General features: G+C 53.7%; 10 protein-coding genes. 4 read left to right on the forward strand and 6 right to left on the reverse strand.

Features of this window, described 5'->3' with window-relative positions; translation table 11 throughout:
- The first annotated feature begins 54 nt into the window (after nucleotides 1-54).
- The 4 genes from yhbH (at nucleotide 55) to MKX42_RS24490 (ending at nucleotide 3975) form a co-directional block, all read left to right on the forward strand.
- On the forward strand, nucleotides 55-1215 hold the full coding sequence (gene yhbH, locus MKX42_RS24475) for a sporulation protein YhbH (RefSeq protein WP_340755291.1): 1161 nt from the start codon (nucleotides 55-57) through the stop codon (nucleotides 1213-1215).
- Nucleotides 1216-1500: 285 nt separating this feature from the next.
- Nucleotides 1501-1833 (forward strand): PadR family transcriptional regulator, encoded by a 333-nt coding sequence (locus tag MKX42_RS24480; protein ID WP_340757793.1) that lies wholly within the window; start codon nucleotides 1501-1503, stop codon nucleotides 1831-1833.
- On the forward strand, nucleotides 1833-2408 hold the full coding sequence (locus MKX42_RS24485) for a DUF2812 domain-containing protein (RefSeq protein WP_340755293.1): 576 nt from the start codon (nucleotides 1833-1835) through the stop codon (nucleotides 2406-2408). Before MKX42_RS24480 ends, MKX42_RS24485 begins: the two co-directional genes overlap by 1 nt.
- 373 nt (nucleotides 2409-2781) lie before the next feature.
- Nucleotides 2782-3975: an IS256 family transposase gene (locus tag MKX42_RS24490; RefSeq protein ID WP_339249823.1), complete on the forward strand. Its 1194-nt coding sequence runs from the start codon at nucleotides 2782-2784 to the stop codon at nucleotides 3973-3975.
- Between the two features lie 392 nt (nucleotides 3976-4367).
- Here the strand turns inward: MKX42_RS24490 and MKX42_RS24495 are convergent, their stop codons facing one another.
- The 6 genes from MKX42_RS24495 to MKX42_RS24520 form a co-directional block, all read right to left on the reverse strand.
- Entirely contained in the window at nucleotides 4368-5873 is a 1506-nt protein-coding gene (locus MKX42_RS24495) for an alpha-glucosidase/alpha-galactosidase (protein ID WP_340755294.1), read from the reverse strand.
- A 152-nt stretch (nucleotides 5874-6025) separates the two neighbouring features.
- Nucleotides 6026-6922 (reverse strand): AraC family transcriptional regulator, encoded by an 897-nt coding sequence (locus tag MKX42_RS24500; RefSeq protein ID WP_340757794.1) that lies wholly within the window; start codon nucleotides 6920-6922, stop codon nucleotides 6026-6028.
- A 464-nt stretch (nucleotides 6923-7386) separates the two neighbouring features.
- Nucleotides 7387-8040: a Type 1 glutamine amidotransferase-like domain-containing protein gene (locus MKX42_RS24505; protein ID WP_340755295.1), complete on the reverse strand. Its 654-nt coding sequence runs from the start codon at nucleotides 8038-8040 to the stop codon at nucleotides 7387-7389.
- 123 nt (nucleotides 8041-8163) lie between these two features.
- Complete coding sequence (locus tag MKX42_RS24510; protein WP_340755296.1) at nucleotides 8164-10245, reverse strand: methyl-accepting chemotaxis protein; 2082 nt, start codon at nucleotides 10243-10245, stop codon at nucleotides 8164-8166.
- 117 nt (nucleotides 10246-10362) lie between these two features.
- Nucleotides 10363-11211: a sugar ABC transporter permease gene (locus tag MKX42_RS24515; protein ID WP_076155095.1), complete on the reverse strand. Its 849-nt coding sequence runs from the start codon at nucleotides 11209-11211 to the stop codon at nucleotides 10363-10365.
- Nucleotides 11208-12521: a carbohydrate ABC transporter permease gene (locus MKX42_RS24520; RefSeq protein ID WP_340755297.1), complete on the reverse strand. Its 1314-nt coding sequence runs from the start codon at nucleotides 12519-12521 to the stop codon at nucleotides 11208-11210. Before MKX42_RS24520 ends, MKX42_RS24515 begins: the two co-directional genes overlap by 4 nt.
- Between the last annotated feature and the right edge of the window lie 56 nt (nucleotides 12522-12577).

A 12577-nucleotide genomic window follows, 5' to 3' on the forward strand; every position in this document is an offset into this window, starting at 1 on the left:
TTAGTCTCCGTAGTGACAATACCGAATAACACAGTCCATGGGAGGTGGTCATCCTTGTCCCAGCCGTCCGGTCCATACGCTTTTGTCGTCTCCAAAGAAGACTGGTCCCTTCACCGCAAAGGCCATCAGGATCAGGAGCGTCACCAGCAAAAGGTCAGAGAAGCCATCAAGGGCAATCTGCCCGATCTGGTTACTGAAGAGAACATTATTTTGTCGGGCGGCAAGCAGATTGTGAAGGTGCCGATCCGCAGTCTGGATGAATACCGGATTATCTATAATTTCCGCAAGCAGAAGCATGTCGGCCAAGGAGATGGCGAGAGCCAGGTAGGCGATGTCCTCGGGCGTGATTCCCAGTCGGCCCAGCCGGGCAAAGGGGATAAGGCGGGCGATCAGCCCGGCGCAGATACCGTTGAAGCCGAGGTCGATCTGGAGGATCTGGAGGATATTCTGTTCCATGACATGGAGCTGCCCCATCTGAAGCCGAAGGATAAGGAAGAAATTGAGGTCAAATCGATTGTCTTCAATGATATCCGCAAAAAAGGCATGATGTCCAACATCGACAAGAAGCGAACGTTACTTGAGAATCTGCGGCGCAATGCCAGCAGCGGCAACCCTGGAATACACAGCATCAGCCCCGATGATCTGCGTTACAAAACCTGGGATGACATCACGGTCCCTCACTCGAATGCCGTGATTATTGCCATGATGGACACCTCGGGCTCCATGGGCACTTTTGAAAAATACTGCGCCCGCAGCTTCTTCTTCTGGATGACCCGCTTCCTGCGCCGCCAGTATGAGAAGGTGGATATTGTGTTCCTGGCCCATCATACGGAGGCCAAGGAGGTCAGCGAGCATGACTTCTTCACCCGGGGCGAGAGCGGGGGGACAATCTGCTCCTCGGCGTACCAGAAAGCCCTGGAGATTATCGACAGCCGCTATCCGCCTGCCAAGTACAACATCTATCCCTTCCATTTCTCGGATGGAGATAATCTGACCTCCGACAATGAGCGCTGTGTCAAGCTGATCGGCGAGCTGCTGAAGCGCAGCAATATGTTCGGCTACGGTGAGGTGAACCAGTACAACCGCAGCAGCACTCTGATGTCCGCCTACCGCCACCTGAAGCAGGAGCAGTTCATGCATTATGTGATTAAGGATAAGAAGGAAGTGTATCAGGCGCTGAAGGCTTTTTTCGGCAAAAAGGAAATAGAAGCCTGAGCACCTGCTCTCCGGATTGACCATGGAGCGAGTGCAGCGCGCAGATTCATATTGTAATGAGATCCCCTGCAAACCGTGCGAACGGCGGGCGGGGGATTTTTAATGCGCGGAATCCAACTGTGCTGCAAAAGTCTGTTGACTATTATATCGCCAGCCGATATAATCAATGTATCGGTTGACGATATAACGTCAGATGTTATAACGTCAGATGCTATAACGCCGAAGGATATAAATGAAATTCCCGGTCTGTGGAATGAGACACAAAGATTCGCGATAAGGAAGGTGATGGCATTGTCGGGCAACAATGAATACGGGGCGCTGACCGAAGGCGTCTATTATATCCTCTTGTCCCTGCTCACCCCGATGCACGGCTACGGCATTATGCAGAATGTAAAACTGCTGAGCAATCAGCGCGTGGAACTGGGGGCAGGCACGTTATACGGGGCGTTAAGCACGCTGGTGGAACGGGGCTGGATCAAGCTGCTGGCCGGTGGAGAAGATTCCCGCAAGAAGGAATATCAGATTACGGAGCTAGGCAAATCTATCGTCCAGAGTGAAATGGTAAGGCTTGACGAGCTGCTCACAAATGGAAGAAAGCTACTGGGAGGCGAAGTGTAATGAGTCAAGTGGTACGCAAATTTTTCATAGATTTCGAGAAGGAAGAAGCGTGGCTGAATGAAATGTCGGCCAAGGGATTGGCACTGGTGGAGCATTCTTGGGCCCGTTATGTATTCGAGGAGAGCGCCAAGGGGGAGTATATTTACCGGATTGAGCTGCTTGAGAAGGACCCTAAGGAGGAGGCCGGCTACTTGCAATTCATGGAGGAGACCGGAGCCGAGCGTGTGCCGTCCGGGACCCCTACCAAAGCCAATCGTGCATTTATGAACCAGCGCTGGGTGTTCTTCAGAAGGAAGGCCTCGGAAGGCCCCTTCCAGATCTATACCGATGCAGATTCCAAAATCAAACACTATCAGAGAATCTACAAAGTCTATCTGGCCCTCGCGTTCATGGAGCTGATCATCGGCTCCTTCAATATCATGCTGATTATGCTGAACTCTTCCTCTAACATCTACAAAATCAACCTTATCGTAGGAGTGTCCGTTATCATTCTGGGCCTGTTCTTCCTGTGGCTCAGCCTGCCTCTCCGCCGCAAGATCGCGCGGCTGCAGCAGGAGAAGCTGATTCGGGAGTGAGGGGTTACTTTACAACCTCGCTAACCCGTGGAAGTAGCAGAACCAGCACTCTACAGCAGGACTAAAACTCTTTAGCAGAACCATACTCTGCGGGTTGCAAGTGCCCCCACTAACAGCAGCCAACAATTGGAAAAATGCATCTTATTTCATAAATTTCTTACGATTAAAGAGAATTAAGTGGAAAAACAGCATCTGCTGCCGCCGATTTTGCTGCTTTCGGAAGATATGCAAACATTTAAGTGTTGTTTTTCCACCTCCTGCAGGAGAATCGATGGCGTAAAGTAAGTTGTGTACCAAGATTTGGAGCCTAGTCAGGCACCAAAAAAGTAGGGTATCCTCGGGATTGCGAAACCACCAAGGAGGAACCCTACCAATGAATATTTTACCCGAAAGTTCGCTGAATAATCTATTTGAAAAACTTGTTAAAGATTTTGTGAAAGACAACATGGAACGCCTGTTGCGCGCCGAAATCCAGGGGTTTATGGAGAGTGAAGAAGCCGGCGCCAGCAATAGTCGCAATGGCTACTATACGCGAGACTTACACACGAAATATGGCCATATCGAGGATCTTCAGGTGCCCCGGGACCGCCAAAGCCTTTTCCAGACGCAGTTGTTTGAGCCGTACCAGCGGCGGGACGGATGGTTAGAAGAGGCCGTCATCCAAATGTATAAATCGGGCATGGGTACGCGGGATGTGGCCCGGTTCATTGAAAGTATGTTTGGTAGCCACTACTCCCCAACCACGGTCAGCAATATTACGGCTACAGTGCTGGACGATATCCACCAGTGGCAAAAGCGGCCACTGAGCAAACGGTATTCTGTGATCTATTTAGATGGGCTGTACGTGAAGCTGAAACGGGGCACGGTTCGTGGTGAAGTGGTCTACTTTGCGATGGGAATTGACGAGGAGGGACAGCGTCAAATTCTCGGGTTCTACGTGGGTGGCCAAGAGAGTTCGAATGGCTGGCGGGAGGTACTCAAAGACCTGTACGACCGCGGAGCGCAGGAAGTCCTGCTGGGTGTGTTTGACGGGCTACCGGGACTGGATGCGGCGTTTAAAGAGACCTATCCTCAGGCGGATGTACAGCATTGCGTAGTGCACAAAGTGCGGGCCACGTTTCATAAAATTCGGGTGGAGCACAAAACCGATGTCATGGAGGCGTTGAAAACCGTATATACAGCACCGGATGAAGTGGTAGCCCGGGCTAACTTTGATACGGTCAAAGCGAAGTGGAACAAGCTGTATCCGAAGGAAATGAGGTCCTGGGAGGAACAGTTATCCACACTCCTGACGTTCTACAACTATCCGCTGTCGATCCGTAAAGCGATCTACACGTCGAACCCCATCGAGCGGATGAACAAGGAAATCCGCAAGCGTCTGAAACCGATGAACAGTCTGACAAACATGGATGCCGCAGAGAAAATCGTGTACCTGGAGATGCTGGAATACAATGAACGTCATGCAGGGCGGGTCGCCCAAGGCTTTGGAGTGGATGCCGTTAAAAAGAAGCTAAAAGAGCTATTCGAAACACGCTACCCCTCTTTGCCCACACCGGAAGAGGCGTAGCAGATAAATCCAGTTTCTGGGAGTCGGGGTTCCCCCTCCCCCCAGAAACACTACATCCCAACCCGTAACCCGGGGGAGGCACTTCTACTCTTTTACACAAACTTCTTGACGCTACCGGAGAATCGTCGATCCGTTCGATAACAAGTGCCCAAAATCCACCTATTTCCCCATTACGGCAAGCAGAGCAGTTTTTCGCTTACATCTGGCCCAAACGCCTAACCTGAGCACATTTTGTTCGGTTTTTTGCATACACATACGCCCGGACCCTGCCCGCTCGCCCCACACCTCCACCTCTACCAACATAAAGGGCTATCCCAAGCAGTCATTTCATGACTTTGGGACAGCCCTCATTCCAATATTTCTTCGCTTCGTTAGACTGATGCCTGCTCCGCTTACTTCACCTTCTCGCGGTCCTTGCCCTTGTCAGACTCCCCGGCGTTCTTGTTCGCGGCCTCGCGGTCCTGCATCATCTCGTCTACCGTCTTCACCTTCAGTCGGGCCGCACCTTCGTTGCCGGCATTCGTCGGGATCAGATCACCGGAGGCGAGACGTTCCTTCGCTTCTGCAATAGCTGCGCTGTACTGCGGCAGCCACTGTTCTCCGGCCACCAGCATCTCGTCAACCATCTGCCAGATCTCCTTCGGATTGCAGACGGCGCCGACCAGCGGGTCCATCATGAATGCCTGGCGCAGCAGCTTGTCGTCCCCATGCACAGCTGCTTCTACCGCCAGTCGCTGCACGGAGATGCTGACGTTGCAGACCGCCGCCAGGCCGAGCGGCAGGTCGCCGACCAGCGGCATCGAGATGCCGTTGCGGTCCACGTAGCCCGGCGCTTCAATAATAGCATCATCCGGTAGATTGGAGATGACGCCCTTATTCACCATGTTGAAGTGGCCTCTGTACACGCGCCCGGTCTCCAGCCCTTCGATAATATACGAGCCGCGCTCCTCTCCGCGCTTCTCCGGGATGTACTCCAGCGCCGGGTCTTTCATCCAGTTCGGGAAGTCCGTCTCGAACCAGTTGCGGCCTTCCGTGCAGACCCGCAGGTAACCGCCTGTCTCTCCGTTAATCCATACGTCCAGATCGATCCAGTCCATGATTTCATTCGGGCGCTTACGGTACCAGGGCACATATTCGCTCAGGTGTCCGTTCGACTCCGTGCTGTAATAGCCGAAGCGGCGGAGCATATCGATCCGCACCTTCTCGGTACGGCTGTACTCAGGGTGCTTCTCGAAAGCCTCCAGCAGACCTGCCGTCAGATCCTTGCCTTCATGCTTCGCAGAGATGTACCAGGTCTGGTGATTGATCCCGGCACAGATAATGTCCACCTGCGACTTCTCCAGGCCGTACACCTGAGCGATTTGCTGATGTCCATGCTGTACGCCATGACAGAGCCCGATGGTCTGCACACCGCCGTATTTATTACAGGCCCAGGTCAGCATAGCCATAGGATTCGAGTAGTTCAGCAGCAGCACATCCGGAGCAGCTGTCTCGCGGATATCGCGGCAGATCTCCAGCATCTCCGCAATCCCGCGCTGCCCGTACATAATCCCGCCTGCGCACAGCGTATCTCCTACACACTGGTCCACGCCATACTTCAGCGGAATATCCACATCGGTAGCGAAGGCCTCAAGGCCCCCCATACGAATAGTACAAAATACGTACTTGGCATCCTTGAGCGCTGCTCTGCGGTCCGTAGTGGAAGAGATGGTGATATCCAGACCATTCTCCTGAATATCCCGCTGGCACAGCTCAGTGACCATGTCCAGGTTATGGCTGTTTATATCCATGAAGGAAACTTCGATATTACGGAATTCCGGCACAGTCAACAGGTCGCGCAGCAGTCCGCGGGTGAATCCGATACTGCCTGCCCCGATAAAGGTTACTTTAAAAGACATAATAATCATCCTCCGGCAATGAATTATTGACTCCTCTTCATTGTAACAAGGGGACTGCCGGAAGCGTAACCAATATCATGACCATTTTGCAGGTAACCTGTCAACTATCCTAACTTTCTGCATATCATACCCATCCCGGGTTGAGCACGAAACTATCCTTCACTCCAGTAGTGGCGTTCGATAGAGTTACGGTATTCGATAGGAGTACAGCCTGAATACTTCTTGAATAACAGATGAAAATACTGCCTGCTGCTGATCCCCACATAGTCGGCAATCTCCGCTACCGGAATCTCGCCCTGAACCAGCAGCATCCGGGCCTTCTCCATACGCAGCTGGTTCAGGTAGTCCGTCAGGGTCTGCCCTGTGTGTGTCCGGAAGATACGGTGCAGATAGCCCGGATGTACATTCACAGAGAGCGCGACCTCCTTAACCTGGATGCTCCGGTCATAATTCTGGTGCAGGAACTCGATCGCCCGCCGCACATAGAGCTGTGAGGGCTGCTTGCTGGACGGGAGCGACTCCACGCGCAGCCGGGCCAGACGCAACAGCAGCTCCGCAAAGAGCAGATGCACCATGCTGCTTCCCTTCCGCTCGCGCTGATCCAGCTCCAGCACCAGCGCCTTCAACACATGGAAAACCTCCTCCTGATCGGACAACACCAGACTATCGAATGGATGCCGCAGCAGCTCTGCCAGCACCTCCTCCTCCCGGGCCAAGCTGCCAATGGACGGAACTACGCCCCCATATTCGGTAAAAGCAAATTCTACGTTTAGCATCCGGCATGAGGAGCCCTCTTCCACAATCAGCCGGTGCGGCACCTCCGCATCCAGCAAAATCATCTCTCCCCGCTTCAGCCGGAAAGATGTGTCACCGCCCGCTTCATCCCTCACCTCCACTACACAGCTGCCCGAGATGAGATACATGATCTCGGTGGAGTTGTGATGATGGTAAGCCATCGTATAATTGCTCCATTGCTTGTAGTAGTACGCCAGAAAGTGCGGGCTGTAATCCCTCTCCAGCAATCCCTGCTCAAAAAGACTCCCGTTCATCTCCGCCACACCGCCCGCCTCCCCTCTGCCAATATTGATAGCACAAGTGTATCGCTTGAGCGCAGGCAGGACAAGAAGCGAGTTGTCCCCTCCCCCCATCCACAAGCCTACGCACCCCTCGCCAGCCGATTGTGATCGGTTTTTCGATTACATTCCGCCACCGCTCCCCTCGCCAGCCGATTGTGATCGCTTTTCCGATTACATTCCGCCCACGCACCACCGCGCCAGCCGATTGTGATCGCTTTTTCGATTACATTCCGCCCACGCACCTCTCGCCAGCCGATTGTGATCGCTTTTCCGATTACATTCCGCCCACGCACCACCGCGCCAGCCGATTGTGATCGCTTTTCCGATTACATTCCGCTTACATGCCTTCATACCAGTCTGGAGCTTACATGCCCAGGTTCCCCTGCGCAAAAAAACAAGAGCAGAAGGCCCGCGCCCTCTGCTCCCGTTCATCATCCTCAGTGGATTCTTGTCAATATTCCATTCACCAGACTATACACCCCGCCGCCCTCTATCTCTTCGGGCTGTCCATTCAGCAGGTAGATGCCGGTCTCTTCGTCAATTCCGTAATTCGGCAGCTCGCCGAAGGTACGGACCGCTGTCCGTAAATGCTCTTCCTCATCCCACTGGGTGAAATGAACGGATAGCAGCAAATCAGGAATCAGATGGAGGCCCTTGCGGTGTTTGAATTGTCTGCTCTCATTATCCCTGGCGGAAATTACGCAGCACTCCGGGCTAATCAAGGCTCCTGCCGAGAATCCCGCAACCGGTATTCCAGACTCATAACGCTGCCGGATCACTTCAGCGATAGGGGTATCCACAATGAGGTCGGCATACAGATCCGTATCCCCGCCCCCGATGACGATCCCGCCGCAGGCCCGGAGGCTCTCTATAGCAGTATTCACCTCAGTAGACTTCAGCGGCAGATAACAGAATTCGGCTATCCCCGCATCAGTCAGCGGCTGCATGCAAGCAGCCATATAATCCGGCCAGTCTTCTCCTTCTTCAAATAATACAGCGACTGGTCCTGCTGCCATCACGCTTACGAACCTCCGTGCCAGACCACGGGTAAATGGCGGACCGCCGCCGTTCAGAAATAAATGCTTGTCCATGACATCACCTTCAGTATTCAAGATATCCTGCATCTAACCTCATCCATCTTATAGAAAAGTGCAGGTTCCCGCAATACGCGCTTCCACACCCGCTCTCCCTTCATCCTTTTATCCCTTCAGCCCTTAACCCTGAAAAGAAATCATCGACTGCTTCAGCTGCTCCGCCAGCTCCTCCAGCCTGTGCGACAGGGCGACCAGCTCCCTGCTGACCGTGAATTGCTGTGAGGACATAGACGCCACCTCTTCCGTAGAGGCGCTGGTCTGCTGCACTACCGAGATCACACTCGCCATGGATTGTCCCAGCTGCTGCTGGTATTCGGCCAGCTCGGAGACCGCCGCCGAGGATTGGTTCAGAACTCCGCTGAACTCCTCCATCTCGGCCCTTACACTCCCGAAGATGAGAGAGGATTCCCGGACCAAGGCCAGCTGGCTGTCAAACATCGGCGCAGCCTCACTCACAACCTTGACCGTATTCTCGATATGGCCGCTGATCTCCTCGGTAATCCGGGAGACGGAGGCAATCGACTCGCTCGATTGATTGGCCAGCCCTCTGATCTCGTTGGCAATGACAATGAAGCCTCTCCCGGCGGCACCGGCGCGCACGGCTTCAATCGATGCGTTCAGCGCCAGAATATTCGTCTGCTTGTTCATCGCAATCATCGGGGAGAGGATGCTGCGGATCAGCACCGTGCTATCCCGCAGCATGGCTGAATTCTCCTGAATCAGATCCATCAGCTTCAGCACCCCCTCGCTCTGCGAGACCAGCTTCTTCATCCGCTCCGCTCCCTGGTCGCTGACCTCCATAACCTTCCCTGCGGAAGCAGCCATGACTGCATTGTTCTCTGCTACTTCGCTGGTCTTGCCGCCCATCAGCTCCACCTTGGCATTGCTGCTCTCCGCTTCGGCCGCCAGACTGGCCGCTCCCCCGGCGATTTCGCCAGTGGCGGTTGCGACCTCACTGGCCTGGCCGCTAATCGCGCCGGAAGCGGCAACGAGCTGCTCCGAGGTCGCCAGCACCTCCGCAGCCGAACTGCTGCTCTGCCCGGCCATCCGGGAGATCTGCTCCATCATCCGGTTGAAGCTGTGACCCACCCGCCCGATCTCATCCCGGCCCTTGAAGCTGGTCCGCACCTGCAGATTGCCCCGCTCGCCCTCTTCCATCAGCCGGGCCAGCTTGCCAAGCGGACGACCGATCAGCCGCACCAGAACATAGCCGATGATGAGAGCAATCAAGGCTGCAGCCAAAACTACCAGCAAGGTTATGTAGAGCAGCCTGTCGGCAGATTTGGTAAAATCACTCACCGGCGCATAGCCCAGCAGCGTCCAGTCCGCTGTGCTCAGCGGCTGGTAGACTACCAGCTGCGGACTCCCCTGCTCGTCCCCCGCCGTGAAGGACCGCTTTCCGCTTACCCCCTTCTGTGCTCCGGCCGGCTCTTGTTCCTCACTCTCCCGGGTATGTATGTAAGAAGCCTGCCCGAGCAGTGCATCGTCAGCACTGTATGCAACCCGGCCCGAAGAATCGAGGATGCGGATCTCCCCACCCAGCCCGATATGCAGGTTGGACAGCACATCCGTCAGCGCCTGGCCCTTCACCTCGATCAGCATATAATACTCTGCCGCCGGATTCTGAATATTCCGCAGCAGACGGCCCATTGTCATAGCGGACTGGCTGTATGCATCGAAGAAGCCTTTAGCCCGGACGGTGAACCAGACGGGATTGCCTTTAGCGTTATCGATCTCCTTCATCCGTGCAAGGATGCCCTCATCACTGCGTACACCGCTAATCCCCGTTGATTTGTAGGATTCGGCGTCCACCATGCTTCTTGCGACCAGCCGGACACCAAGCAGCCGCTCATCCGATCCTCTGACGGAGTCCAGCTTGCGGCGTATCCGGTCCTCTGCGGCTGCCCGCGCAACCGTACCGGCGGTTGGAAGATTAACCGTCTCCATATCAGCCTTTAGCGCCGGATCTACAGCGAATTGCCTGGAGAGCGCTTCATATTCAGCGAACAGGAAATCCAGCTTGTCCACCGCCTGGACAATGGACTGTGAGGAGGCAGCCGCCACCTCATCGGTAATGATCCCTTTTGCCGCATAATAGGAGGTTAAGCCCAGAACTGAGGACAACAGGACAATAGTACAGAACAGAATTACGAATAACTTGACGCCAACCGAGCTGAAATTAATGAATCGCCGCCATTGCATTACATTCTCCCCTTATCATCCAGATCACGATTTCTCCACAAAAGAAAGGTGCAGCCCCTCAGAACTGCTTCAAGGCCGCACCCGTTATTCGTACATGCATTGTCTAATTACTATTTCCTATCCCTTGCTGGCCCCCGCCGTCAGCCCGTCAACCAGCAGACGCTGCAGGAAGCCGAAGAGAATCATAATCGGTACAGAGATCAGCACGGCACCCGCCGCGAACAGCGTGAAGTTGGAATTCTGCATCGTATTGACCATATCCCACATCCCCACAGCAACCGTCCAGTTCTCCTTGGTCCGCAGAATCAGCTTGGCGAAGATGAAATCGACCCACGGGCCGACAAACAGGGTCAGCGCTATATAAGTGATCATCGGGCGGGATAACGGCAGAATAATCCGGGTAAAAATCCCGAAGTTGCTCGCCCCGTCGATCCGTGCGGCTTCATCCAGCGAACGCGGAATCGTGTCCAGGAAGCCTTTGGCGATCAGCGTTCCTCCGAGCGGCGCTCCGGCTGCATAGACGATAATCAGCGCCAGATGGGTATCCAGCAGATTGAACTCCTTCAGCAGCAGATAGATAGCGATCATGCTCATGAAGCCCGGGAACATCCCGAGGATCAGCAGAGTGGACATGGTGGTCTTGCGGCTTTTGAAACGGAACCGGGATAAAGCATAGCTGGTCAACAGCGTCAGCACCACCCCGATCAGCATCGAGAACACTGCAATCTTGAGCGTATTCGCATACCAGGTTCCAAACATGTAGACCGGTGAGGTGAACAGCTCCTTATAGTGGCTGAGCGTGAACGTCTCGGGAATCAGCGTCTTGCTGTACAGGGATTTACCCGGCCGGAACGAGGCAAGCAGGATCCAAAGTGCCGGATAGATTGCAGCAACCGCCAGTGCAACAAGAACGATATAGCTTAAGCAGAGACGAATAAAATTCGCTGCCTTGCGTCCGATGATCATTGAATCATGTCCTCCTCTTGGAACGATTTGGTCCGGCGGTAATTGTACAGGGAGAACCCGGCAACAATGATGAACAGGATAATGCCGATCGCAGACGCCATATTATTCTTGTTCTGATCCAGCGTCAGCTTATACAGCCAGGTAACGAGCAGATCCGTCGAGCCGGCGTACTGGTAGTTCCCGTTCACCGGGTTCCCTCCCGTCAGCAGGAAGATCGCATTGAAGTTGTTGATGTTCCCGGCGAACTGCATAATCAGCGTAGGTGCGGTAGAGAACAGAATCATCGGCAGGGTGACGATCCGGAATTTCTGATAATTGGTCGCACCGTCCACCTCAGCCGCCTCATACATATCACGGGGAATCGTAGTCAGCACCCCCATAATCAGCAGCATCGATACCGGAATTCCTACCCACATATTGACGACAATAACCGTAACTTTGGCCCAGAATGGATCAGTCAGCCAAGGCAATCCATCCAGACCGAAAAAGCCGAGATACTGGTTGATCGGGCCGAACTGTCCGTTGAAGAGGTTGCGCATCAGCAGGAGCGAGATCATCTGCGGAATAGCGTAAGGAATGATCAGGAGCATTCTCCACATGCCTTTGAAGCGTATGCCTTTTTGGTTGATCAGCAGGGCAACCAGCATCCCGCCGAAATAAGTAGTTACAGTCGAAAGAACCGCCCAGATTATCGTCCAGGTAAGTACACCGTAAAAGGTATGGCTCCATGATTTCAGCACCAGCAGATTGCGGAAGGTCTCGAATCCAACCCAGTCTACAAGTTTGGCCGGAGGAATATGGTTCGGTGCAGCATAGTTAGTAAAGGCCAGCATGATCATAAAGATGATCGGCATAATGGTGAAGAACAGAATTCCAAGCCCCGGGAGCAGCAGGAAGCTCTGGGCGAATTTATAATCCAGAATATAACGTAAAGATTGAGTAAATGTATGCGATGGACGGCCGTTTTCGCGTTCTGCTCCGATTTTATAGGCATCCCTAATATTCATGTACCAGACGATCAGGAATAACACAAAGAACAGCAGGGTAATCAGACTTTCAATCAGAATAACGATGGAATGGTCTCCGGGCACCATTTTGGCAATCCCTTTAACCTTCTCCAGCCGGCTTGGCGATTCCCCGAGTGTGGTGATCCCCCAGAAGGCTCTTGCCAGATTGCTAATGAAATAGATAATTGCCACAGCTTCTACCGCTATGAACATTAGGCCTTTGATGAATTGGCGGTTATATATTTGCCCGAATCCCATGAAAATGGCCGACAGTATTCCAGCTCTCGTTTTGTGTCGCTGCATTTCCCTTCCGTTCTCCTCTCCGTGCGGAATTCAAGGAAACTGCCCGCAGCAGACTA

Origin of the sequence: Paenibacillus sp. FSL R7-0204 (assembly GCF_038002225.1) — a bacterium.
Classification (GTDB): Bacteria; Bacillota; Bacilli; order Paenibacillales; family Paenibacillaceae; genus Paenibacillus_AQ.

What these genes read in the sequence shown, in the direction of transcription:
- MKX42_RS24515 (WP_076155095.1), bottom strand. Translation starts at nt 11,211, where the DNA reads ATGATCATCGGACGCAAGGCAGCGAATTTTATTCGTCTCTGCTTAAGC.
- MKX42_RS24485 (WP_340755293.1), top strand. Translation starts at nt 1,833, where the DNA reads ATGAGTCAAGTGGTACGCAAATTTTTCATAGATTTCGAGAAGGAAGAA.
- MKX42_RS24510 (WP_340755296.1), bottom strand. Translation starts at nt 10,245, where the DNA reads ATGCAATGGCGGCGATTCATTAATTTCAGCTCGGTTGGCGTCAAGTTA.
- MKX42_RS24490 (WP_339249823.1), top strand. Translation starts at nt 2,782, where the DNA reads ATGAATATTTTACCCGAAAGTTCGCTGAATAATCTATTTGAAAAACTT.
- MKX42_RS24480 (WP_340757793.1), top strand. Translation starts at nt 1,501, where the DNA reads ATGGCATTGTCGGGCAACAATGAATACGGGGCGCTGACCGAAGGCGTC.
- MKX42_RS24520 (WP_340755297.1), bottom strand. Translation starts at nt 12,521, where the DNA reads ATGCAGCGACACAAAACGAGAGCTGGAATACTGTCGGCCATTTTCATG.
- MKX42_RS24495 (WP_340755294.1), bottom strand. Translation starts at nt 5,873, where the DNA reads ATGTCTTTTAAAGTAACCTTTATCGGGGCAGGCAGTATCGGATTCACC.
- MKX42_RS24500 (WP_340757794.1), bottom strand. Translation starts at nt 6,922, where the DNA reads ATGAACGGGAGTCTTTTTGAGCAGGGATTGCTGGAGAGGGATTACAGC.
- MKX42_RS24505 (WP_340755295.1), bottom strand. Translation starts at nt 8,040, where the DNA reads ATGGACAAGCATTTATTTCTGAACGGCGGCGGTCCGCCATTTACCCGT.